The sequence below is a fragment of the Massilia sp. LXY-6 genome (assembly GCF_051233485.1).
In the GTDB taxonomy this organism is placed as follows: domain Bacteria; phylum Pseudomonadota; class Gammaproteobacteria; order Burkholderiales; family Burkholderiaceae_D; genus Telluria.
Map to the genome: position 1 here is coordinate 59,143 of NZ_JBKFGF010000021.1, position 23,462 is coordinate 82,604.

At 65.6% G+C, this 23,462-nt stretch carries 19 protein-coding genes and 1 tRNA gene; 14 read left to right on the forward strand and 6 right to left on the reverse strand.

Annotation, left to right across the window (positions count from 1 at the left end; translation table 11 throughout):
- The first annotated feature begins 19 nt into the window (after positions 1-19).
- The 3 genes from ACI48D_RS10660 (at position 20) to ACI48D_RS10670 (ending at position 4,902) form a co-directional block, all read left to right on the forward strand.
- Entirely contained in the window at positions 20-1,996 is a 1,977-nt protein-coding gene (locus ACI48D_RS10660) for a hypothetical protein (protein ID WP_435571188.1), read from the forward strand.
- 87 nt (positions 1,997-2,083) lie between these two features.
- Positions 2,084-3,766, forward strand: coding sequence for a bifunctional shikimate kinase/3-dehydroquinate synthase AroKB (gene aroKB / locus ACI48D_RS10665; RefSeq protein WP_435571189.1), 1,683 nt, complete (start codon positions 2,084-2,086; stop codon positions 3,764-3,766).
- Positions 3,730-4,902 carry a deoxyguanosinetriphosphate triphosphohydrolase gene (locus ACI48D_RS10670; RefSeq protein WP_435571190.1) on the forward strand — a complete coding sequence of 391 codons (1,173 nt, stop codon included), beginning with the start codon at positions 3,730-3,732 and terminating at the stop codon, positions 4,900-4,902. The genes aroKB and ACI48D_RS10670 overlap by 37 nt, the downstream gene beginning before the upstream one ends.
- Before the next feature lie 90 nt (positions 4,903-4,992).
- On the opposite strand, the gene mutY is transcribed toward ACI48D_RS10670, so the two are convergent.
- The 3 genes from mutY to mutM are packed head-to-tail and all read right to left on the reverse strand — an operon-like array spanning position 4,993 to position 8,906.
- On the reverse strand, positions 4,993-6,108 hold the full coding sequence (mutY, locus tag ACI48D_RS10675; protein WP_435571191.1) for an A/G-specific adenine glycosylase: 1,116 nt from the start codon (positions 6,106-6,108) through the stop codon (positions 4,993-4,995).
- A complete protein-coding gene (locus tag ACI48D_RS10680; protein WP_435571192.1) occupies positions 6,105-8,051 on the reverse strand; it encodes a dynamin family protein in 1,947 nt (648 codons plus the stop codon). Before ACI48D_RS10680 ends, mutY begins: the two co-directional genes overlap by 4 nt.
- A 21-nt stretch (positions 8,052-8,072) precedes the next feature.
- On the reverse strand, positions 8,073-8,906 hold the full coding sequence (gene mutM / locus ACI48D_RS10685; protein WP_435571193.1) for a bifunctional DNA-formamidopyrimidine glycosylase/DNA-(apurinic or apyrimidinic site) lyase: 834 nt from the start codon (positions 8,904-8,906) through the stop codon (positions 8,073-8,075).
- A 161-nt stretch (positions 8,907-9,067) separates the two neighbouring features.
- On the opposite strand from mutM, the gene ACI48D_RS10690 reads away from it, so the two are divergent.
- From ACI48D_RS10690 to pth, 7 genes are all read left to right on the forward strand, one after another.
- The gene (locus ACI48D_RS10690) at positions 9,068-10,837 is read left to right on the forward strand and encodes a tetratricopeptide repeat protein (protein WP_435571194.1); all 1,770 of its coding nucleotides are present in this window, start codon (positions 9,068-9,070) and stop codon (positions 10,835-10,837) included.
- Positions 10,838-10,896: 59 nt separating this feature from the next.
- Complete coding sequence (locus ACI48D_RS10695; protein ID WP_435571195.1) at positions 10,897-11,505, forward strand: lipoprotein insertase outer membrane protein LolB; 609 nt, start codon at positions 10,897-10,899, stop codon at positions 11,503-11,505.
- Positions 11,505-12,404 carry a 4-(cytidine 5'-diphospho)-2-C-methyl-D-erythritol kinase gene (gene ispE, locus ACI48D_RS10700; protein ID WP_435571196.1) on the forward strand — a complete coding sequence of 300 codons (900 nt, stop codon included), beginning with the start codon at positions 11,505-11,507 and terminating at the stop codon, positions 12,402-12,404. The genes ACI48D_RS10695 and ispE overlap by 1 nt, the downstream gene beginning before the upstream one ends.
- Before the next feature lie 77 nt (positions 12,405-12,481).
- Positions 12,482-12,558 (forward strand) — tRNA-Gln (locus ACI48D_RS10705).
- 152 nt (positions 12,559-12,710) lie between these two features.
- Positions 12,711-13,661 (forward strand): ribose-phosphate pyrophosphokinase, encoded by a 951-nt coding sequence (locus ACI48D_RS10710; RefSeq protein WP_435571197.1) that lies wholly within the window; start codon positions 12,711-12,713, stop codon positions 13,659-13,661.
- Positions 13,662-13,831: 170 nt separating this feature from the next.
- Positions 13,832-14,419 carry a 50S ribosomal protein L25/general stress protein Ctc gene (locus tag ACI48D_RS10715; RefSeq protein WP_435571198.1) on the forward strand — a complete coding sequence of 196 codons (588 nt, stop codon included), beginning with the start codon at positions 13,832-13,834 and terminating at the stop codon, positions 14,417-14,419.
- A 148-nt stretch (positions 14,420-14,567) separates the two neighbouring features.
- Positions 14,568-15,152, forward strand: coding sequence for an aminoacyl-tRNA hydrolase (gene pth / locus ACI48D_RS10720; RefSeq protein ID WP_435571199.1), 585 nt, complete (start codon positions 14,568-14,570; stop codon positions 15,150-15,152).
- On the opposite strand, the gene ACI48D_RS10725 is transcribed toward pth, so the two are convergent.
- Together ACI48D_RS10725 and ACI48D_RS10730 are read right to left on the reverse strand one after the other, a co-directional pair.
- The gene (locus ACI48D_RS10725) at positions 15,153-16,595 is read right to left on the reverse strand and encodes an HD domain-containing phosphohydrolase (RefSeq protein WP_435571200.1); all 1,443 of its coding nucleotides are present in this window, start codon (positions 16,593-16,595) and stop codon (positions 15,153-15,155) included.
- Positions 16,596-16,741: 146 nt separating this feature from the next.
- Positions 16,742-16,954, reverse strand: a complete 213-nt coding sequence (locus ACI48D_RS10730) for a cold-shock protein (RefSeq protein ID WP_435571201.1) — start codon at positions 16,952-16,954, stop codon at positions 16,742-16,744.
- Between the two features lie 249 nt (positions 16,955-17,203).
- On the opposite strand from ACI48D_RS10730, the gene ACI48D_RS10735 reads away from it, so the two are divergent.
- On the forward strand, positions 17,204-17,686 hold the full coding sequence (locus ACI48D_RS10735) for a GNAT family N-acetyltransferase (protein WP_435571202.1): 483 nt from the start codon (positions 17,204-17,206) through the stop codon (positions 17,684-17,686).
- Here the strand turns inward: ACI48D_RS10735 and ACI48D_RS10740 are convergent.
- Positions 17,683-19,644 (reverse strand): DUF3857 domain-containing transglutaminase family protein, encoded by a 1,962-nt coding sequence (locus ACI48D_RS10740; RefSeq protein ID WP_435571203.1) that lies wholly within the window; start codon positions 19,642-19,644, stop codon positions 17,683-17,685. The two genes, ACI48D_RS10735 and ACI48D_RS10740, sit on opposite strands and share 4 nt — an antisense overlap.
- Before the next feature lie 98 nt (positions 19,645-19,742).
- Here ACI48D_RS10740 and ACI48D_RS10745 point away from each other — a divergent pair, with 98 nt between their 5' ends.
- From ACI48D_RS10745 to ACI48D_RS10755, 3 genes are all read left to right on the forward strand, one after another.
- Complete coding sequence (locus ACI48D_RS10745; protein ID WP_435571204.1) at positions 19,743-20,840, forward strand: patatin-like phospholipase family protein; 1,098 nt, start codon at positions 19,743-19,745, stop codon at positions 20,838-20,840.
- 75 nt (positions 20,841-20,915) lie between these two features.
- Positions 20,916-22,007 (forward strand): redox-regulated ATPase YchF, encoded by a 1,092-nt coding sequence (ychF, locus tag ACI48D_RS10750; protein ID WP_435571205.1) that lies wholly within the window; start codon positions 20,916-20,918, stop codon positions 22,005-22,007.
- 136 nt (positions 22,008-22,143) lie between these two features.
- The gene (locus ACI48D_RS10755; protein WP_435571206.1) at positions 22,144-23,451 is read left to right on the forward strand and encodes a cytochrome C; all 1,308 of its coding nucleotides are present in this window, start codon (positions 22,144-22,146) and stop codon (positions 23,449-23,451) included.
- Positions 23,452-23,462 lie beyond the last annotated feature (11 nt).

Consider the following 23,462-nt stretch of genomic DNA (forward strand, 5'->3'; position numbering starts at 1 on the left):
CGACAAGAAGAAGGCAGACATGAGCAATACCACTTTCAAGCGCTGCGGCGCGCCGATGGCTACCGCGCTCCTGACGGCGCTGGTACTGGCCGCGTGCGGCGGCGGCGGCGGTAATCCGGGCGCCGTCGGCGGCAGCGGCAGCACCGGCAGCGGCGGCACCGGAACGGGCACCGGCGGCACCATCGTCGCCGCGGCCCCGACCGTGACCGTGGGCTTTCTCAACGCCAGCGGCGCCAGCACCAACGCGCTCACCAGCGGAACTCCGCTGACGGTCAAGGCGACCGTGCTGGACAAGGACAAGAAGCCGGTGCCGAACGCCATCGTCAGCTTCGCTACCGACAACACGCTGGCGGTATTCTCGCCGTCGACCGGTACTGCCCTGACCGACGTCAACGGTGTCGCCACCGTCAGCATGCGCGTGGCCAGCCTGGCCACCGGCGGTGCCGCCAAGCTTACCGCCACCAGCACCGTGGCCGGCACGACCATGACAGGCGAGTCGAACTACTCGGTCGGCGCCACCACCTTGAACTTCGGCACCTTGAACGCAAAGGAGAGCAGCATTCAGGCCTATGACTCGACGGAGCTGTCGGTTCCTGTCCTGTCCGGCAATGCCGCCTATACCGACCAGCAGGTCAGCGTGCATTTCTCCTCCGCCTGCGTCACGGCGGGCAAGGCCACGATGGCGACGACCGTCCAGACCATTTCCGGTATCGCCAAGACGGTCTACCGCGACAAAGGCTGCGGCAACAATGACGTCATCACCGTATCGTCCGACGGCATTGCCAAGCCGGCTAGCACCATGCTGACGATCGCTCCACCCGGGGCAGCGTCGGTGCAGTTCACGACAGCCACGCCGATCAGCCAGTCGATCGTGATCCAGGGTAATGGCGGCATTGGCCGCACCGAGACCGCAATCCTGAACTTCAAGGTCGTCGATATCTTTGGCAATCCGCTCGCCGGCCAGAAAGTGGAATTCAAGCGCGTTCCGGACAATGCCGATGTCACCGTCAACAAGAGCAGCGATATCACCGATGCCACCGGTAGTGTGGTTACGACGGTAAATTCGGGGTCGACCGCGACCTCGTTCCGCGTGCGGGCTACCCTGCCGAATACGGCTGCCAGGGGTAACCCGGACATCTCGACGGTGTCGGACTCGATCGTCGTCACGACCGGCCTGCCGGTGCAAAACCTGTTCTCGATCGCCACGGACAAGTTCAATATCGAAGGCCTGAACGTCCAGAGTTCGCCAAGCGCCCCCGCCGCCAACATATCGGTCAGCCTGGGCGATGCCTTCACCAATCCGGTGCCCGACGGTACGCCGATCGTGTTCCGGACCAGCCTGGGCATCATCGGCACGTCCGACAAAGGCGGCTGCAATACCACGAACGGCACGTGCTCGGTGCAGCTGCGGGCACAGAATGCGTCCACGTCGACGAGCAGCAATCCGCCCACGCAATGTAGTGCCGTAACGCCGGACAGTAACCGTCCCGGCGTGGCCACCATTTGCGCCAGCACCTCCGACGGCACCAACTTCATCTACGCGAAAACCACGGTATTCTTCAGCGGCGGCCAAGCCGTGAACACCTTCATGAACGGCACCAGGGTATCGTTCGACGCATTGGCGCCGAACGACCTGGGAACGATCAGCGCCAGTGCAACGAAGGTGTTCCAGCTGCAGTTCAACGACGTCAACTTCAACCCGATGCCTGCCGGCAGCTCGGTCGCCATCACGAGTATGTTGAACGGTAACGCGGCAGCGGTGGTACCTGCCACGGTACCGAACATCGCTCCGCACAGCACCTTGAATGTGGACGATCCGAGCGGCGTAACGGTCAGCGGCAACCAGGGTTCGACCCATACGTTCAGCATCTCCAGCTCGAATCCGACCAGTTGCACGACCACGGTGCAGGCTTCGTTCAACGTCACCGTCACCACGCTGGCGCCGTTCAATTCGGTGACGAATATTCCGTTTAAGCTGACATTCACCTGTCCGTAATACAATGCATCGGAAAACCGGTAGCAGATGAACGAATCACGGCGGCCAGGTTATCCTGGCCGTTCGCATTTTGAGCGATCGACAATAGTGCCTCACTGTAAGAACAACAACATCTTCCTGGTCGGCCTGATGGGTGCCGGCAAGACCACGATCGGGCGCCTGCTGGCGCGCCGGCTGGGCATGCACTTTGCCGATTCCGACCATGAGATCGAAGCGCGCACCGGCGCCTCGGTGCCATGGATCTTCGAGATCGAAGGCGAGCCCAGTTTCCGCCGGCGCGAGGCCGACATGATCCGCGAGCTGACGGCCGGCAGCGGCCTGGTGCTGGCCACCGGCGGCGGCGCGGTCCTCGACCCCGAAAGCCGGCGCCTGCTGGCCGAGCGCGGCACCGTGATCTACCTGCGCGCCAGCGTCAACAGCATCCTGGCGCGCACCTCGCACGACAAGAACCGTCCGCTGCTGCAGACGGCCGATCCGCGCAAGAAGCTGGAAGACCTGACCGCGCAGCGCGAGCCCCTGTACCGCGAGATCGCCGACATCGTCATCGATACCGGCCGGCCTAACGTACAATCGATGGTTCAATCAATACTGGATCAACTGGCCGCGATCGATGCGGCGCACCAGCGCACCAAGGCAGGAAAGACAATGAACGAACAGGCATGTATCTCTCTTAACGTCGATCTGGGCGAACGCAGCTACCCGATCCTGATCGGACGCGGCTTGCTGGACGACGGCGTGCTGCTGACCCGGCACCTCGGCGCCGGCGGCGGCAAGATCGCGATCGTCACCAACACCACGGTCGCGCCGCTCTATCTGGAAAAGGTGGCGGCACCGCTGCGCGCGAGCGGGCGCGAGGTCGTCACCATCGTGCTGCCGGACGGCGAGGAGCACAAGAACTGGCAAAGCCTGAACCTCGTGTTCGACGCCCTGCTGGAAAACAAATGCGACCGCAAGACCACCCTGGTGGCGCTGGGCGGCGGCGTGATCGGCGACCTGACCGGCTATGCGGCCGCCAGCTACATGCGCGGCGTGCCCTTCGTGCAGATCCCGACCACCCTGCTGTCCCAGGTCGATTCCTCGGTGGGCGGCAAGACCGGCATCAACCACCCGCTCGGCAAGAACATGATCGGCGCCTTCTACCAGCCGCGCGCCGTGATCGCCGACACCGCGACGCTGGACACCCTGCCGGCCAGAGAGCTGTCGGCCGGCCTGGCCGAAGTGATCAAGCATGGCGCCATCCTCGACTTGCCCTTCTTCGACTGGATCGAGGCCAACATCGGCAAGCTGGTCGCGCGCGACCATGCCGCGCTGGCGCACGCGATCGCGCGCTCCTGCGAGATCAAGGCCGACGTGGTGCGGCGCGACGAGCGCGAAGGCGGCCTGCGCGCGGTGCTGAACTTCGGCCACACCTTCGGCCACGCGATCGAGAACGGCCTGGGCTACGGCGCATGGCTGCACGGCGAAGCGGTCGGCTGCGGCATGGTGATGGCGGCCGACCTGTCGCACCGTCTGGGCCTGCTCGACGCGGAGGGCGCGCTGCGCGTGCGCCGGCTGGTGAAGGCGGCCGGGCTGCCGGTGACGGCGCCGGACCTCGGCGCGGAGCGCTGGATCGAGCTGATGGAAGTCGACAAGAAGAACGAGGGCGGGGCGATCAAGTTCATCCTGCTCAAGCCGCTGGGCAGCCCGAGCATCACCGGCGCGCCGCGCGAACAGCTGCTGGCGACGCTGCAAGCATGCGTCGGCGCGACCCTGGAGACAGCGACGCGATGATCGATTTCGACGCCCACCTGGCACCTTATGCGGCGCACTCGTCGAAGTCCCGTGGGCGTCGCCATCCCGAGGCCGCGGCCGGCTCGCGCAGCGAGTTCCAGCGCGACCGCGACCGCATCATCCACTCCACGGCCTTCCGCCGGCTCGAATATAAAACCCAGGTCTTCCTGAACCACGAGGGCGACCTGTTCCGCACCCGCCTCACGCACTCGATCGAAGTCGCCCAGATCGCGCGCACGCTGGCGCGCAGCCTGCGCCTGAACGAAGACCTGGTAGAAGCCACCGCCCTGGCGCACGACCTCGGCCACACGCCCTTCGGCCACGTCGGCCAGGACGTGCTGAACGAATGCATGAAGGACTACGGCGGCTTCGAGCACAACCTGCAGAGCCTGCGCGTGGTCGACACCCTCGAAGAGCACTACGGCGCCTTCGACGGGCTGAACCTGACGTTCGAGACGCGCGAAGGCATCCTGAAGCACTGCTCGCTGACCAATGCGCGCCAGCTCGGGGAACTCGGCCAGCGCTTCATCGACAAGCACCAGCCCAGCCTGGAAGCCCAGCTGACCAACCTGGCCGACGAGATCGCGTACAACAACCACGACATCGACGACGGCCTGCGCTCCGGCCTGCTGACCATGAAGCAGATGGAGGAGGTCGAACTGTTCGCGCGCCTGCACCGCCAGGTGGTGCGGCAGTATCCGGGCCTGCCGGGCCGGCGCGAGCTGTACGAGACGATCCGCCTGATGATCACGGCGATGACGGCCGACCTGGTCGAGGAATCGTGCAGGCTGCTGAAGGAAGCGGACCCGAAGAGCATCGACGAGGTGCGCACCAGCCCGCCGCTGATCCGCTTCTCGCCGAAGATGCGCGAAGAGACCACGGCGCTGAAGCGCTTCCTGTACGCGAACCTGTACCGCCACTACAAAGTGAACCGCATGCGCGTCAAGGCCAGCCGCATCGTGCGGGAGCTGTTCGACGCCTTCATGACGGATCCGGTGCTGCTGCCCTTCGATTACCAGGTGAGCTCGGACGACACCCTGAAGCAGGCCCGCAAGATCGCGGATTACATTGCGGGGATGACGGACCGGTATGCGATCCGGGAGCACAAGCGCATCTTCTCCCTGGACGAACTTTAATCGTCATCAAACCGGGGTCAGAGCCCGGTTTTTGGAAATATCCCAAGGGAACTTGCCAAAAATCGGGCTCTGACCCCGGTTTGTTTTATCTCAACCGAACAGGCTCGGCTGCCCCAGCTGCCCCAGCAGCTTCTTGATGGGTGCCGGCAGCGCTGCCTCTTCGATCCGGGCCAGGTCCCACCATACATAGCCATCCAGCGACTCGCCGCGCGAAGTCAGCGCGACTCGGTACGGGTGGATGTGCAGCTTGTAGTGCGTGAACACATGCTGCAGCGGCAGCAGAGATCCGGTCTCCTCGACCTCGCCGAAGCGCCCGGCCGCTTCCGCCGCGGCGTCGATGTCCAGCGCTTCCGCCTCATCCAGTGGCACATGGCCGTCGACTTCGGGCAGCGACAGCAGGCCACCCCAGATCCCGGTGGCGGGGCGCTGCTCGAGCAGCACCTGGCCGCGGTCGATCACGACCAGCATCCGCGCGCGCTTTTCCGGTGTCGCCTTTTTCGGCTTGCGCACCGGCAGCTCGGCCGTGCGGCCGGTGGCGTGGGCGACGCAGCGGTCCTGCAGCGGACAGCGGCCGCAGTCCGGTTTCGAACGCGTACACAGCGTGGCGCCCAGGTCCATCAAGCCCTGCGTATAGGATTCGATGCCCTCCTCGCGAGGCAGCAGGGCGTCGGCGCGGCGCCACAGCGCGTCCTCGACCGGCTTGATGCCGGGGTACTCCCCGATGCCGAACACGCGCGCGAACACGCGCTTGACGTTGCCGTCCAGGATCGCGGCGCGCGTCCCGCTCGAAAACGCCGAGATCGCGGCCGCGGTCGAGCGGCCGATGCCCGGCAGGTCGGCCAGCAGTGCCGGATCGGAGGGGAACACGCCGCCATATTCGGCGACCACGCGCCTGGCGCAGGCGTGCAGGTTACGCGCCCGGGTGTAGTAACCGAGGCCGCTCCAGTGCGCCATCACGTCCTCGATCGGTGCTTCGGCCAGTGCCTGCACGGTCGGGAAACGCTCCAGGAAGCGCGCGTAATAGCCCAGCACCGCGGCCACCTGGGTCTGCTGCAGCATGATCTCGGACAGCCAGATACGGTAGGCGTCGCGGGTGTTCTGCCAGGGCAGGGCGTGGCGGCCGTGCCGGCGCTGCCAGTCGATCACGGCGCGCGAGAAGCTGGGATCTTCCAGCCCGCTGAGGTCAAATTCAGTCAATCTCTTCATGCAGTTTCCAATTCTTGCGGCGCCGGGACCGATGCCGCATCCGGTTCCGCATCGAGGATGCGCGTCACCGCGCCGGACAGCGTCGCCAGCCGGGCCTTGACCTGCTCGAGGTCGCGCTGCGCCGCCTCGAAAGCGGCGATCTTCTGTTCCAGGCTTTCGGTGGCGTCGTGGATGCGCTGGATCGACGACTGGCGGTGCCGCAGCTGTTCGCGGTGCTGGCGGATCTGCGCTTCCAGCGGCGCCATGATCACCTTCAGCCAGGCTTCGACATCGGCGTTCGCGGCGCGGAAAGTGTGCTTGATGCGCGCCGCGATCGTGTCGACGAAGCGCTCCAGCAGCGTGCCGCGGCTGGTGATCAAGAGGGTCGTGGTGCCGAACTGCTTCTGCCAGATCGCTTCGATGGCGTCGACATCGCGCCGGTAGCGCGCCAGCGACAGCGGCATCGGCATGGCCAGCGCCAGGCCGTGCTCGGCCGAGAACTTGCGGTACATGGTTTCCATCATCGCGCCGATTTCGCCGATCTTCGCGCTGGAGGTGTCGAGCTTGGCGCGCGCCGCCTCGAAGAACGCGCGCACCGGGGCGCGCATGCCGGTGGCGAAGCGCACGCCTCCCATCGCCGTGCGCACGGCCTCGACCTGTTCCTGCACCACGTCCATGCCGATGCTGCTGTACAGCTCCGTGGAGAGGGTCGCGAACACGGCGCGCGTGCCCTGCAGTTTGAACAGGCTGGCGTCGAATTCCTTCTTCTCCATCTCGACGCGGCGCATCATGTGGGCGATCACGCCCTGGTTCTTGCCGCGCAGGCTTTGCAGCTCCTGCAGCTGCTCGACCAGGTCGCGGATGCGCGCACCCAGCAGCGCCTGCTGGCCGGCCGTGATGGCCTCCATGTCCTCGCGCAGCTGGCGGCGCAGGATGTCCCGGCGTGCCGGGATCAGTTCGTTGAACAGGGCCGCCTCCAGCAGCCCGATGCGGCTCTTCTCGAACAGCGCCATGTCCTGGTTGACGCGCCCGACCAGGGCCTTCTGGGCCGAGACCGGGAACACCCGGCTTTCCTGGACCCCGAGCAGCTGGGCCGCGCCGGCCTGCTGGCGCGCGATCGCGGCGTCGTTCTCGGCCTCGGTGCGCAGCTCGTCCCACAGGGCGTCGATCTTGTTCATGACGACGATGCGGCCCGGGCCGGAGCCGATGTGGGTGCGCCAGACCTCGATGTCGCTCTTCGTCACGCCGGTCTCGGCGGCCAGGATGAACAGCACCGCGTGCGCGTTCGGGATCAGGTTCAGGGTCAGTTCCGGCTCGGTGCCGATCGCGTTCAGGCCCGGGGTGTCGAGGATCACCAGGCCCTGCTTGAGCAGCGGATGCGGGAAGTTGATCAGGGCATGCCGCCATTGCGGGACCTCGACCAGGCCGTCGTCGCCGACCGCGCCCGCCAGGTCCGGATCTTCCGGGTCGTACAGGCCATAGCTGCGCGCCTCGTCGGCGCCGACGCGGCGCGTCAGGCTGACCTGGCGGAAGGTCTCGATCATGCGCTCGGGCGACTCCAGGTCGAGCGGCAGCACGGTCCAGGCGGCAGGGTCTTCGCGGTAGTCGCTGGTGGCCAGGCGCTGGGCGCGGGTGTCGATCGGCAGCAGGCGGATGCACGGCGGCAGCTGCGGATCGTACGCCAGCTCGGTCGGGCACATGGTGGTGCGCCCGGGGCTGGACGGCACGATGCGCTGGCCGTAGTCGGCAAAGAAGATCGCGTTGATCAGCTCGGATTTACCGCGCGAGAACTCGGCCACGAAGGCCACCGACAGGCGGTCGTCGCGCACGCGCGCCAGCGCCCGCGCGAGCCGCTGCTCGGCCGCGCCATCGAGCAGCTCGGCTGCCTGGACCCAGCCGCGGTATTGTTCGAGCGTCCCGGCGACGCTGGCGCGCCAGGCGCCGTATTGTTGGATATCTTGCATGTTGTGCCGCCTCTCTCTTCCTTACCGCTGGCAGGTCGCGCAATAGAACGTGGAACGCTGGCCCTGGGTGATCTGGCGGACCGGCGCGCCACAGTTGCGGCAAGGCACTCCCGCACGATCATAGACGAAATATGTCTGCTGGAAATATCCAGATTGTCCATTCACTGCAATAAAGTCACGCAAGCTACTGCCGCCCTGCACGATGGCGGCGGCAAGGATCTCGCGGATGGCCTCGGCCAGCTTGTCATAGCGGGCGCGGCTGATGCGCGAGGCGGCCGTTTTCGGGTTGATCCCGGCGCGGAACAGGCTTTCGCAGGCGTAGATGTTGCCGACCCCGACCACGATGTCGCCGGCCAGCAGCACCTGTTTGATGGGGGCATTGCGTTTTCTGGTTGCGCGATGCAGCAGGGCGCCCGAGAAGCCGTCCTCGAGCGGTTCGACGCCGAGGCCGCGCAGCAGCACGTGCTGGGCCAGTTCGCCGTCGTCGTTACCATGCCAGAGCACGGCGCCGAAGCGGCGCGGATCGTGCAGGCGCAGCACGCGCCGGCCTTCGGGACCGCGCACGATCAGGTCGAAATGGTCGTGCTTTTTCAGTTCGACGCCTTCCGGCAGTACCCGCAGGTGGCCGGACATGCCGAGGTGGACGATCAGGGTACCGTGCTCGAAATGGATCAGCAGGTACTTGCCGCGCCGGCCGGTCGACAGGATCCGGCGGCCGGCCAGCAGTCCGTTCAAGTCAGGCGGGAACGGCCAACGCAAGCCTTCGCGGCGCAGCACGACCTGTTCGACGACACGGCCTTCCAGGTGCGGAGCGACGCCGCGCCGGGTGACTTCTACTTCCGGGAGTTCAGGCATGTTTCAGAGGAGAACAGTGGAAAAGTATGTAAATTCGTGTTGCAACGGCGCACGCGCTGAAGGCGTTAAGCGTAGAATCGGTCCATCTTGTCAATGCGGGATCGACCTTGAAAAACACTTTCGCCATTGTAACTCTCTCGGCCTTGTTATCTGCATGTGCTGTGGCGCCCAAACAGCAGGCGACCGGCACGACTACCCCGGACCAATCCGACCGGCCGCTCGCCGCCGCCGAGGCCCAGCGTGGGTTGGCTGCACATCGCGCCGCCGGCGAAGCTGCCCAGGCCGACGCGAAGCAGGGGGGCGAGCAAGTGCCGAACGTGAACATGACGCCCCAGATGATGTACCAGCTCATGAATGCCGAGCTGGCCTTCAAGAAGGGCGACTGGCAGGGACCCTATCTCACGCTGATGAGCCTGGCGCAGCAGACCAAGGACCCGCGCCTGGCCAAGCGCGCCGCCGAGATGGCGCTGTCGGCCAAGCAAGCCGACGACGCCCTCGCCGCGGTGAAGCTGTGGCGCCAGTACGCGCCCAACTCCGAGGAGGCCAACCAGTACTATCTGGGGCTGGTGGTCCTGTCCGACAACCTCGGTGAAGCAGAAACTGCGCTGAAACAGCGCCTGGCCGATGCGACCCCGGGCGCGCGCGGCCTGGTGATGTTCCAGATGCAGCAGCTGATGCTGCGCGCCAAGGACAAGGAAGCGGCCATCGCCATGGTCGAGCGCCTGGTCGCGCCCTACGGCAACATGATGGAAACCCATGTGGTGCTGGCCCAGACGGCGCTGGCGCGTGGCGCCAAGGAAGACGCCCTGCGCGAAGCCCGCACCGCGCTGCAGATCAAGCCCGATTCCGAGATCGCCGTCCTGACCCTGGCCCAGGTGACGGAAGGCGACGAGCAGTCCGCCAAAGTGCTGGCCGACTTCCTGGCCGCCCATCCGGACGCGAAGGAAGTGCGCATGGCCTATGCCCGCCTGCTGGTCAACGCCAAGCAGTACGAGGCGGCACGCCGCGAATTCCTGGTGCTCGATAAAACCCAGCCGAACAATCCCGGCACCCTGTACGCGCTCGGCATCCTGTCGATGCAGACCAACGACAACAAGACCGCCGAGGAGTATTTCACGCGCTTCGTCGAGGTCATGGAAAAAGCCCCGGAGGAGGAGCGCGACCCGTCCAAGGCCGTGCTGATCCTGTCCCAGCTGGCCGAGGAGCGTGGCGACATTCCCGCTGCGCTGGGCTGGCTCGACCGCCTCGATACGAACGATCCGAAGCTCCAGTTCGGCTCCGACCTGCGCCGCGCGCAGCTGACCGCCAAGCAGGGCGACCTGGCCGGCGCCCGCAAGCTGCTGGGCACGCTCAAGCCCGAGGATCCGGCCGAGCAGGCCCAGGTCGTGCTGATCGATGCCCAGCTGCTGCGTGACGCCGGCAAGAGCCACGAAGCCTACAAGCTGATGGAGCAGGGCCTGAAACGCTTCCCCGACAACACCGACTTCCTGTACGACTTCGCGCTGATGGCCGAAAAGATGGGCAAGACCGACGTGATGGAAAAGTCGCTGCGCCAGGTGATCGCCAAGGCGCCGGACAACCAGCACGCATATAACGCCCTCGGCTATTCGCTGGCGGAGCGCAACGTGCGCCTGAAGGAAGCCTACCAGCTGATCGAGAAGGCGCAGAAGATGGCGCCGACCGATCCTTTCATCATGGACAGCATGGGTTGGGTGCAATACCGCCTGGGCAAGTTGGACGCCGCCGAAGCGCAGCTGCGCAAGGCCTACCAGCTGCGCAACGACCCGGAGATCGCGATCCACCTGGGCGAGGTGCTGTGGAAGAAGGGCCAGCACGACGACGCCCGCAAGCTGTGGCGCGAAGCGCGGGCCAAGGATCCGAAGAACGATGCGCTGAAGAGTACGCTGACGCGCCTGCGGGCTTCGCTCTGAAAGAACCTTTCAATTCAACAATGTCGCCCCCGCGCAGGCGGGGGCCAAGTTTTTAAACGATGCCACTTCACCGTTCACTCCCGCTCGCTTTTGCCGCGGCCGCAATCCTTTCCCTGGCCGGCTGCGCCACCCCCACCTCCACCGCCAATCTGTCCACCGCTACGCTTGGGGCTTACCGCGATACGATCGACCTTACCGGTCGCCTGTCGGTGGATTACCAGCGCAAGGGCGAACCCGGCAGGGGCGCCGTCACCTACACCTGGGCCCAGCATCCGGGCCGCATCGACGTGTCGCTGTCGGGGCCGGTCTCGACCCTCGCCGAAATCACCGTCACGCCGGATTCGGCCACGCTGAAGCAGGCCAACCGTGCACCGCGCACCGCTAGGGACATCGATACGCTGACCCAGCAGGAACTCGGCTGGTCGTTGCCGATCGGCGGCTTGCGCGACTGGCTGCAGGGCTATGCGACGGACGCCCAGGGCAAGCGTTTTGCGGCCTCGCCCGCCAACAGCGAGGTGTTCACCAACGACGGCTGGCGCCTGCGCTTCGCCGAGTGGCAGGCGGGACCCGGCAACACGGTGATGCCGAAGCGCATCCGCGCAGGGCGCAGTGCCACCGCCACCAGCGATGAGCTCGCGATCAGCATCACGATCGATCCGGTGCGCTGATGGCATTGACATCCCTGCACGGCTGCCCCGCACCGGCCAAGCTCAACCTGTTCCTGCACGTGACCGGCCGCCGCCCGGACGGCTACCACCTGCTGCAATCGGTGTTCCAGCTGATCGACCACGGCGACACCCTGGACTTCGACCTGCGCAGCGACGGGCGCATCGTGCGCGTGAACGAGGTGCCCGGCGTGCCGGAAGAGCAGGACCTGATCGTGCGCGCCCTGCGCGCGCTGCAGGCCGAGGTGTGGCGCCGCCATGGCAAGCCGCCGCCGGGCATCGCTGTGCGCATCGACAAGCGCCTGCCGATGGGCGGCGGCCTGGGTGGCGGCTCGTCCGATGCTGCCACCGCGCTGATGGCCGCCAATGTCCTGTGGCAGGCGGGGCTGGACGATGCCGAGCTGATGGCGATCGGCTTGCCGCTGGGTGCCGACATCCCGTTTTTCCTGTTCGGCGAGACCGCGTTCGCCGAGGGAGTGGGGGAAGCGCTGCAGGCGGTGCCGGGGCCGGACTGCTGGTACGTGGTGATCGAGCCGGGCGTTTCCGTGCCCACCGCGGCAATTTTTACGGCGCCCGATTTGACAAGAGACACGAATACCGTCAGAATAGCGGACTTCCTAGGGCACTTAGCCGAATCGAAAGGTTCGACAGGGTTCGGGAGGAATGATTTGCAGGACGTGGCAGCCCGCCTGTTCCCGCCGGTAGCAGAGGCGGTCGAATGGTTGAGCGGTCATGGAGCGGCCAGGATGACTGGCTCCGGAGCGTGTGTGTTCAGCGCGTTTTCCAGCGAGCAAGAAGCAGAGCGGGTACTGAAGCAGGTGCCGGCGAAGTGGACAGCGTGGAAAGCAAGGTCGCTAACGAAACATCCGATGAAATCGCTCTTGCAAATCAACGAGTTGTAGAATAAAATTTCGCCTGTCGACGCAGCGACAACATAGTCGAAGCGGCGATAAGAAAGAAGCAGTACAAGTTTCCGTGTAGGGGAATCGCCAAGCTGGTTAAGGCACCGGATTTTGATTCCGGCATACCAAGGTTCGAATCCTTGTTCCCCTGCCAAAGTTTTTGCCTGGGCTGTTGATGACAATGCTCCAGCAGGCAATTGAAGTGGAGCCGCCGAGAGCGGCCCATTTTTTTTGTGGTACAAGCGTTAATCTTCTTGCATTAACGACTTTTCAGTTCTTTCAACGCTTACTCTTCTGGGACTCCCCATGGCTTACGAAAACCTGATGGTTTTTACTGGCAATGCCAATCCGGCACTAGCAGAAGGGGTCGCAAAAAGCCTCGGCATTCCTCTCGGTAAGGCCGTGGTCTCGAAGTTCTCCGACGGCGAAGTCATGGTCGAAATCAATGAGAACGTTCGTGGCAAGGACGTCTTCGTTCTGCAATCGACCTGCGCTCCCACCAACGACAGCCTCATGGAAATCATGCTGATGGTCGACGCTCTCAAGCGCGCATCGGCAGGCCGCATCACCGCGGCGATTCCGTACTTCGGCTATGCCCGCCAGGACCGCCGTCCGCGTTCCGCGCGTGTGGCCATCTCGGCCAAGGTAGTCGCCAACATGCTGGAAGAAGCCGGCGTGGAACGTGTGCTGATCATGGATCTGCACGCCGACCAGATCCAGGGCTTCTTCGATATCCCGGTCGACAACATCTACGCATCGCCGCTGCTGCTGGGCGACCTGCAGCGCAAGAACTACGACGACCTGCTGGTCGTGTCGCCGGACGTCGGCGGCGTGGTGCGTGCCCGTGCGCTGGCCAAGCGCCTCGGCTGCGACCTGGCGATCATCGACAAGCGCCGCCCGAAGGCGAACGTGTCGGAAGTCATGAACATCATCGGTGAAGTCGAAGGCCGCAACTGCGTGATCATGGACGACATGGTCGACACCGCAGGCACCCTGACCAAGGCCGCCGAAGTCCTGAAAGAGCGCGGCGCCAAGAAAGTCGTGGCGTACTGCACGCACCCGGTCCTGTCCGGCCCGGCGATCGAGCGCATCTCGAACTCGCCGCTGGACGAGCTGGTCGTCACCGACACCATTCCGCTGAGCGAAGCCGGCCGTGCCTGCGGCAAGATCCGCCAGCTGACCTGCGCGCCGCTGCTGGCCGAAACCTTCAAGCGTATCGTGAAGGGTGACTCGGTCATCTCGCTGTTCGTCGACTAAGACAAAGAACGTGGGCACCCCGTGCCCACGTCCATGCAAGCTGTACAGAATTTCTTGAGTGCGTGTTAATGCGCTCATTTCACGAGTGCCCCTGGTCGCGGGGGCATTCACCATCGGGTAATCGGGCCGGAACTGACCGGCATTCGGACCCATTTATTTTGGAGTTTCACATGAAAGTAGTCGCATTCAAACGCGAACAGCAGGGGACCGGAGCGAGCCGCCGCCTGCGTAACGCTGGCCAGACCCCAGGCATCATCTACGGTGGCGCCGCTGCCCCGCAACTGATCGCCGTCGACGGCAACGCGTTGTTCCACGCGCTCAAGAAAGAAGCTTTCCACGGTTCCGTGCTGGACCTGGACTTCGAAGGCAAGACCCAGCAAGTGCTGCTGCGTGACTTCCAGATGCACGCATACAAGCAACTGGTCCTGCACGTCGATTTCCAGCGCGTCGATGCATCGCAGCCGATCCACACCAAGGTTGCCCTGCACTTCGTCAACGCCGACGTCTCGCCGGCAGTCAAGCTGGGCGGCGCCATCGTGTCGCACGTGCTGAACGAGCTGGAAGTGTCCTGCCTGCCGGGCAAGCTGCCGGAATTCATCACCGTCGACCTGAGCAATCTGGAAGCCGGCGCATCGGTGCACGTGTCCGACCTGAGCCTGCCGGAAGGCGTGACCGTGATCGCTCACGGCCAGGACCAGACCGTCGCCACCTCGTCGATCCCGCGCGGTGCCGCTACGGCCGAAGCTGCAGCCGAATAATCTGCTGCCGAGTAATTTACTCATCGCCACTCTTTCGGGAGTGGCGAAATAAAAAACCCGCTGCGACTTGCGTCCGGCGGGTTTTTTGTTTTGTTCAGCTGCCGCGAATTTCCGCGATAATCGAGCTTTACGCGAACTTGACCGTTTTATGCACATCCGCCTGATCGTCGGCCTCGGCAACCCCGGCCCGGAATATGAACAAACCCGCCACAACGCCGGCTTCTGGCTGGTCGACAACCTCGCCAACACGCTGCCGGGCTGCCACCTGCAGCGCGAATCGCGCTTCAACGCCATGGTCGCGAAGACCTCGATCTCGGGCAAGGACGTCTGGCTGCTGGAGCCGTTGACCTTCATGAACCGCTCCGGCCAGTCGGTGGGCGCGCTGGCGCGCTTCTTCAAGGTTGCGCCGGAAGAGATCCTGGTCGTGCACGACGAGCTCGACCTGCCGCCGGGCGCGGCCAAGCTCAAGCGTGGCGGTTCCTCGGGCGGCCACAACGGCCTGAAGGACATTACCGCGGCCCTGGGCACGCAGGACTACTGGCGCCTGCGCCTCGGCATCGGCCACCCGCGCACCCTCAACCTGCAGCAGGGCGTGGCCGACTTCGTGCTGCACCGCCCGCGCCGCGAAGAGCAGACCCTGATCGAGGAAGCGATCGACAAGTCGCTGCGCATCATTCCGATGGTGTGCGAAGGGAAGATGAACCAGGCGACGACGCAGTTGCACACCGATTGATCAAATCAATCCGCGCGTCAGCGCCTTGAGCGTCGCCGCCGGCCGCGAGCTGGCATCGAGCTTGTGAAAAATATTGTCGACGTGGGTCTGCACGCTGGCCGGGCTGATCTTCAGGGCGCGCGCAGCTTCGCGGCTGGTTTCTCCCAGGCTGATGTGGCGCAGCACCTCGAGCTCGCGCGCCGACAGCAGGGCGTCGCGCAGCTGTTTCGCCTGGCCCGGTTTCGAAGCCATCGCGCGCGCGGCATCGAGCACGGCGGCCACCGCCTGGCGGTCGAACCGTCCGGCGCCGGCCTGCGCCACCAGCAAGGTCCCGGCGGCGGCAATGCCATGCGCCGGGCGCCAGGGCCGCGGAGAGCACATCGCCGTGTAGGCGGCGGCGACCGCCAGCACCCGTTCCTGCATCCCGATCGCATCCCCGCGCGCCTTGCGGAAGTAACCGCTGCCGTCCAGGCGCTCGTACACGAATGACGCCAGCGCCGCATCCTGTGCGATGGCGGGCACCTGGGTGCCGGCACGCACGGTCCAGAACGGCACTTTTCTCACCTGGTCCCAGTCGAGGACGTCCAGCTTGCCAGGGCGCTCCCACACCGCGTTCGGCACCGCCATCCGCCCGATCCCGTGCAGCAGGGCGGCCCGCACCAGCGGCTTTTCCTCGAGCGCGATGAGGCCCGCCGGCACCGCGCTGCGCTGCGCCAGTTCCGCCACCCGGCGCGAGTAGCCGGCAAGCCAGGGCAGCTTCAGTTCGATCACGTCGGCCACGATGGTCAGCGCGACGCGGCGGTCGTGCCCCGCGTAGTCGGCGGCGCAGGAGGGCTCGTCCAGCGCCGCCAGCCAGTCCTGGGCGTGGGGCAGGAGGCGCTGCACCAGGGTCGCCGGGTACTTGACGCCGGCCCGCTCGCCGATCAGCCGCAGCGCGACGTCAAGGCCGCGCGCCGGCGCCAGCACCTCGAGGTCGCCGGCCAGGCGCACGTAGAACACGGCGCGCGGGATGTTCGGCGCGAACAGCGCATCCTGCATGTCGCCGCGGTGATGGCTGCCGAATAGCTGGCGCAGGGCTTCCTCGACGTCGCTGGACAAACCGAGCAGCGCGGCGATGTCGCCCGCGACCTCGCACTGCATCTGGGCCAGCGGCAGCACCTTGGGCAGGGTCAGGTTGGGATTGCCGGACAGGGTGCGCGTCACCATCGCGTGCCGGCCGAGGACGTCGTCGCCCAGCAGGCTGGCAAAGCCGGCCGCCGTCGCCGTGCTGCCCGACCAGCGCAGCAGCCCGACCAAACGGGTGCTGGTGCAGGCGTCCGCGGCATCGCCGTTTTCCTCCGCCAGGCGTGCGGCCAGCCGCGCCGTCCGGATCGAATGGTCCGGCGGCAGGCCCATGCTCAGGTCGCCAACCATGGCCAGCACCTGCACGGCATCTTCCACACTGATCGTTTCGTCAAGTTGCATAGCCATAATGTAACGGCCAACAAGAGAGTCAACAAGGAGCACGATTCAGCGGCGGTCTGGTGCGGGACCCCAAAAGCAAAAGCCCGCCGAAGCGGGCTTGGTCGACGGCCACCGTTTACTCGGCGGCGGCCGGTCGTTTCGGCGAATCAGATCGCGCGGATATTGCTCGCTTTGTCGCCCTTCGGGCTGGTCGCGCGCTCGAACGAGACGCGCTGGTTCTCGGACAGGCTCTTGAAACCTTCCGACTGGATGTCCTGGAAGTGCGCGAACAGGTCGCTGCCGCCTGCGTCAGGAGCGATGAAGCCGAAGCCCTTGGAGTCGTTGAACCATTTGACGGTGCCGGTTTGAGTAGTTGCCATTTCTTGTATTCCTAAAGTGTTTGATGAGGGCGATCATGCCCGGGACGCACATGCGACCAAGAGAGGTGTGACCGAAGGGAATCAAACAGGAATGCCAGGAAGGCGAAACGGGAAAGAGACCGACAATGACGACGACTTGATGTAGTGCCCGACGCAATATACAGAACGCGCACAGGTTCGCCTAATCATTTCGGATTTATTTTGTATAGTAGGCCGCTCTCCAACGCATCCCGCAACATGCGGTTCAGCATGAAACTGACAATCAGACCTTATCTCCCGACCGACTACAAGGCGGTGCTGGCCGCTTTCCATACCAACGTCCCGGAGTATTTTCCGGCCTCCGAAGAGGCTTGGCTGCGCTCCTGCCTGGACGAGCCGGACGGTCCCTTGTTCGTGGTCCTGGAAGGAGAGGACATCGTCGGATTCGGCGGCTACGAAATTTCCGAGTTCTATAACCTGGGCACCCTGGTGTTTGGCCTGGTCCGCGCCGATCGCCACGGCACCGGCATCGGCCGGGCTTTGCTGCATTACCGCCTGCTGCACATGGCGGCGCTGACGCTGCGGCCGCGCTACGTCACCGTCGACACGCACCCGCACACGGCCGGCTTCTTCCTGCGCTGCGGCTTCGAGGAGATCGCGCGCTGGCCCGGCGGCTACCGCTCGGGGCGCGACCGGGTCGACTTGCGCTTCGAACTGAGCGATGACGCGGTGGAGAAGCTGCGCACCGCCTAGTTGTCGACCTGGCGTCCGGCCACCACGATCCGGCTGCGCAGGTCGCGACGGATGCGCTCGAGCGCCGGCCGCATCGCGCGGAAGTCGCCCGGGGTGCAGGTGGCGCGGCCGTGGCGGAAGGTCAGGCGGCGCCTGACCACGACGTCGTTGCCGCGCCGCGCGTAGCTCGCGCGATAGAAGATGCCGCCGTCCATCAGGCTCACCGCGCGCGGCAGCGCGAGGATGCGCACGCCTTTCGGGAAGCGGAATCCGGTCTCGTCCTCGTGGTCGATGGCGGGGCAGACGAAGTCCTGGCGCCGCTCGCTTTCCTGGCCGAGCTTGAACACGGCTTCTCCGAGCCCGCTCCAGAAGTCGTAGGTCGTGGCCACGGCGCTCGGCCCGGGCAGGGCGAGGAAGCCTTCGCTGGTGCCGGAAAAGGACATCCGGACTTCATCGCCATCGCTTGCGCCGGCGGCGTCGGCAGGGCCGGCATCGAACGCGCCGCGGCTCTTGCGGCCCAGGCCCTGCAGCATGCGCTGCGCAAACTGCTCGCGCTCGGCCTGGCGCGAGCCGCGCCACGCGGTCCGGTAGGGCTCGGCCATCGCGCCGGCCGCAAGCTTGCCGAGCCTGAAGCTGCTGCGGCCGTCGCGGCCGATGTCGAACCAGGTCGTGCTGCGCTTGCGTTCGGGCTGCAGGATCGGCGTCATCGCGAAGGTCCCGGTTTTCAGGAGCAGCACCGGCTTGCCGAGGATGCCGGCGGACAGGTAGCCCGCGCCCACCGTTTCGGCGCTCGGGTCGAGGTAGAGATCGAGTGCCGGCACCCAGGTGATCATGTGGTTGAACACGCCCAGCGTCGGCGCGTCCGGCAGGCGGTAGGCGTTGCCGCTGTTGACCAGCGCGCCGGTACTGTCGATGCCGGCGGCGGCCAGCAGCGCTTCCAGCAGCACCGCCTGGTCCTTGCAGTCGCCGTAGCGGTTTGCCAGTACGGCGGCGGCCGGATGCGGGCTCACGCCGCCCGCGCCGACAGTTGTGCCCAAGCTCGCCCCCACGTAGCGGATGTTATGCCTGACCCAGTCCGACAGCGCCAGCGCGCGGGCGCGCGCGTCCGGCAGCCCGGCCGTCAGCCGGTGCGCCAGGACGGAAACCGCCGGCGACGGGGTCGCCTTGCCGGCGGCGGCGGCGCGGAAGGCGCGGGCGAGGGCGGCGTAGTCCGGGAAGGTCGACACCGCCAGCCGCTTGCCGTAGTCGAGGTAGCTGACGGAGCCGGCCTCCAGACGCGCGTTGTCGCCGTTCACGTAGCGCCACTGGTAGCGCCGGCGCCCCGACGGGCTCTCGCCCGGCAGCGGCAGGAAGCCGACCGCGTCCGCATACAGCGGCATCGAGGCCGGCATGTCGTAGATCAGCAGGAAGTTCTTGTTGAGGTAAAAGGGCGGGGACGAGAGGTCTTCGAAATGGCCGGGGAACAGCGCCTTCTTGCGCCGCACCACGTAGCGCACCACCAGCTGGTCGCCCACCGCCGCCTCGGGAAACGCCACGACTTTCACAAGCATGTCCTGGAGCATTGGCGCCGCGCCGGGCGTTTCCTGCCGGTCCTGGACCTGGCCCGGCTGCACCGGCACGCGGCGCCCGTCCGGCTTTTGCGTCCAGGCGTCGAGACTCAGCACCTCGTCCAGCGTGCGCTTGTAGCTGATCGTGTACTGGCCGTGGGTGCGCAGGGCGCGTGGCTGGACGATGGTCTCGGCGTGGTCGACGCTGAACTGGTAGCTGCCGTCGGGCTCGACCACGTAGTGCTGGATGAAGCGGTCGACCACGACCGCCGGATCGGTGCCGGTGTCGCGCGCCAGGGCGCGGCCGCAGGCGAGCATCAGGCTCAGCAGCATCAATAGACAAGCGACCGGACCGGCCGGCAACGGCGTGCGCGCCGGGAGGCGGGCCGGGGAGGGCGGTATGGCAGGCTGTGCTGTGCGGCGGGCGGTCATGCGGCTTCCACGAAATGGGCAACCGGACCATGTTACGAAGGACCACCCTTCGATCCTTGAGCCAGCGCAAGCGCGCTCTTCCTGCGATAATTTCTCCCATGAGCGCACTCACCTTCCACGCCGGGCCGCTGGCCCTGGCCCAGCTCCGCGCGCATGGCTTGCGCGCCCGGGACATCGCCGTCGTGCCCGCCGCCGCGGGCGGCCCCAAGGGACTGATCTTCCGCTCGCTCGACCAGTGGGTGTTCGGCGAGTGGTTGCCCATCGCGCCGCGCGAGCGCATCCTGATCGGCTCCTCGATCGGCGCCTGGCGCATGGCCGCCGCCTGCCAGCGCGACCCGGTGAAAGCCTTCGCCCGCCTCGGCGAGCTGTACAGCGGCCAGCGCTACACCAGCACGAAACCGTCGCCGGAACAGATCGACGAGGTGGTGCAAGGGCTGCTGGGGGAATTCGTGCGCGGCCACGAGGACGACATCGTCAACCACCCGCAGCACCGCCTGCACCTGCTGACCGTGCGCGGCAAGCGGCTGCTGTCGGCGCCGGGGCACCGGTACGCGGAGATGAAGGGCTTCGCCGCGGCGGCCCTGCACAACCTGGCCTCGCGCGAGCGCCTGGCCCAGCTGATGGACCGCGTGGTGATCGGCGACGTCCGCAGCGCCGCCCCCTGGCTGCGCGAAAAATTCGACAGCTTCGACACGCATTTCGCTCCCCTGACGCGCGACAACCTGGGGGCCGGCCTGCTGGCTTCCGGCACGCTGCCGATGCTGATGAAGCCGGTGCGCGACATCGCCGGGGCGCCGCCCGGGCATTACTGGGACGGCGGCATCATCGACTACAACCTGGCGCTGCCCTACGCCCGCATCGCCCGGCAGGACCCGGGCGCGCTCGTGCTGTATCCGCACTTTAGCGAGCACATCGTGCCGGGCTGGCTGGACAAGGCGCTGCCCTGGCGCCGCGCCGCGCGCGGGCCGAACCGGGGCTGGCTGGACAATGTGCTGATCGTCGCCCCGAGTCCTGAATTCCTCGGCAAGCTGCCGCGCGGGAAACTGATCGACCGCAGCGACTTCAAGTACTACGGCCTGAACCACGATGCGCGCATCCTGGCGTGGAAGCAGGCGATGGACGAGGGAGAACGGCTGCGCGACGCGTTCGCGGCCTTTGTGGACAAGCCGGATTTGTCGCGTATCCGTCCGCTTTAATCAGGCATTTGCGGTCTTCGGGGGCCAGCGGGGGTACAATATGCGGTTTCGTAAATTCGACCCTGAAAGCTTCCCATGAGTCTCAAATGCGGCATCGTCGGCCTGCCCAACGTTGGCAAGTCCACCCTGTTCAACGCCCTGACCAAGGCCGGCATCCCGGCTGAAAATTATCCGTTCTGCACCATCGAGCCGAACGTCGGCGTGGTCGAGGTGCCGGATCCGCGCATGCAGGCGCTGGCCGACATCGTCAAGCCGGAACGCATGGTCAACGCCATCGTCGAGTTCGTCGACATCGCGGGCCTGGTGGCCGGCGCCTCGAAAGGCGAGGGCCTGGGTAACCAGTTCCTGTCGCACATCCGCGAAACCGACGCCATCGTCAATGTCGTGCGCTGCTTCGAAGACGACAACGTCATCCACGTGGCCGGCAAGGTCAGCCCCCTGGACGACATCGAAGTGATCCAGACCGAGCTGGCGCTGGCCGACATGAGCGCCGTCGAGAAGGCGATCCATCGCGAGAACAAGAAGGCGCGCTCGGGCGACAAGGATGCGGCCAAACTGGTTGCCGTGTGCGAGCGCCTGATGCCGCACCTGAACGAAGGCAAGCCGGTGCGTACCGCCGGCCTCGATGCCGACGAGATGGCCATGATCAAGACGCTGTGCCTGATCACCGCCAAGCCTGCGATGTTCGTGGCCAACGTGTCCGACACCGGTTTCACCAATAACCCGCTGCTCGACCAGCTGACCGAATACGCGAAAGCGCAGAACGCGCCGATCGTGGCGATTTCCGCCGCCATCGAAGCCGAAATCGCCGACCTCGACGACGCCGACAAAGCCGCTTTCCTGGCCGACATGGGCATGGAAGAGCCGGGCCTGGACCGCCTGATCCGCGCCGCCTACAAGCTGCTCGGCCTGCAGACCTATTTCACCGCCGGCGTCAAGGAAGTGCGCGCCTGGACCATCCATGTCGGCGACACCGCCCCGCAGGCGGCCGGCGTGATCCACACCGACTTCGAACGCGGCTTCATCCGCGCGCAGACCATCTCCTATGACGACTACATTGCCTACAAGGGCGAGGCGGGCGCGAAGGAAGCGGGCAAGATGCGGGCGGAAGGCAAGGAATATGTGGTGAAGGATGGGGATGTGCTGAACTTCCTGTTCAACGTCTGATCCTGCTTTTCCCAAAAAAAGCCCCGGCCTCTTCCTGAAGCCGGGGCTTTTTTCATCATGGCGGCAGTGAACCTTGCTTGCCCGCGCCCGTATTCACGGTGGCAGCTCCCTGCTTGTCCCTGCGAGGAAAACCATCATGACCGCCTTCCAAAAGATTCCGTGGCGTGCGCTGCTGGCCGGCGCCGCGCTTTGCTGGTTCACGGTACCGGCGCAGGCGGTGCCGAGCTTCGCCCGCCAGACGGGCCTCGACTGCATGACCTGCCACGTCAGCTGGCCGGAGCTCACGCCGACCGGGCGGCAGTTCAAGCTGAACGGCTATACCTTCGGCAAGCGCATGGATCTGCCGGTCGCGGGCATGCTCCAGTTGTCACGCACGTCGACACGCAGCGTCGATCCGAGTCTGACCGACAGCTTCCCCAGGGACCGCCAGGCCATCCTGCAGGAAGCGAACCTTTTTTACGCCGGCAAGCTGAGCGACCACAGTGGGATCTTTTCCCAATTTACCTACGATGGCGTCGAGCACCACGGCAGCATCGACAACGTCGACCTGCGCTATGCGAACCACTACAAGTTCGCGAGCGGCGACCTGCTGTACGGGTTCACGCTGCACAACAACCCGATGATGCAGGACGTTTTCAACACCGGGGCGACCTGGGGCTTTCCCTATGCCTCGTCGCCGGTGGCCGTCACGCCGGCCGCGGCGCCGGTGATCGAAGGGCTGGGGCAGCAGGTGGCGGGCTTTGGTGCGTACGGCCTGTGGCGCAACACCGTGTACGGCGAGTTTTCGCTTTACCGCACCAGCAACCATTTGTTCTCGCCGCTGCGGCTCGGCATCGACCGCAGCGAAGCCGCCGCGCTCAAGGGCTACAACCCCTACTGGCGTTTCGCGCTGCAGCATGACTGGGACAGCGGGCGCCAGTCGGCCATGGTCGGCACCTATGGGCTGGTCGTCGACCGCTATCCGGACAACCAGCTGCAGTCCGGCCCGACCGACCGCTTCCGCGACATCGGCATCGATGCCCAGTACCAGTACATCACCGACCGCCACCGGATCAGCGCACAGATGAACTATGTCCGCGAACACCAGGCCTGGAACCCGGGCGCGCAAGCCAATCCCACCGACAAGCTGGATTCCTTCAAGGCCAAGCTGACCTATTACTACGAGAAGAAATATGGCATCAACCTTGGCTACTTCTCGATCCACGGCACCGCCGACAGCGGGCTGTACGACACAGGCGAGGCCGTCACGGGCAGCGCCAGCGGCAGCCCGAACAGCTCGGGCTATATCGTCGAGTTGAATTATCTGCCGCGCCGGAACATACGGCTGATGCTGCAGTACACCGGGTACACCCGGTTCAATGGCGCCGGACATAACTACGACGGTTTCGGACGCAATGCGAAAGACAACAATACCTTGTACTTACTGGCGTGGCTGATGTTTTGAACGGAGGACGA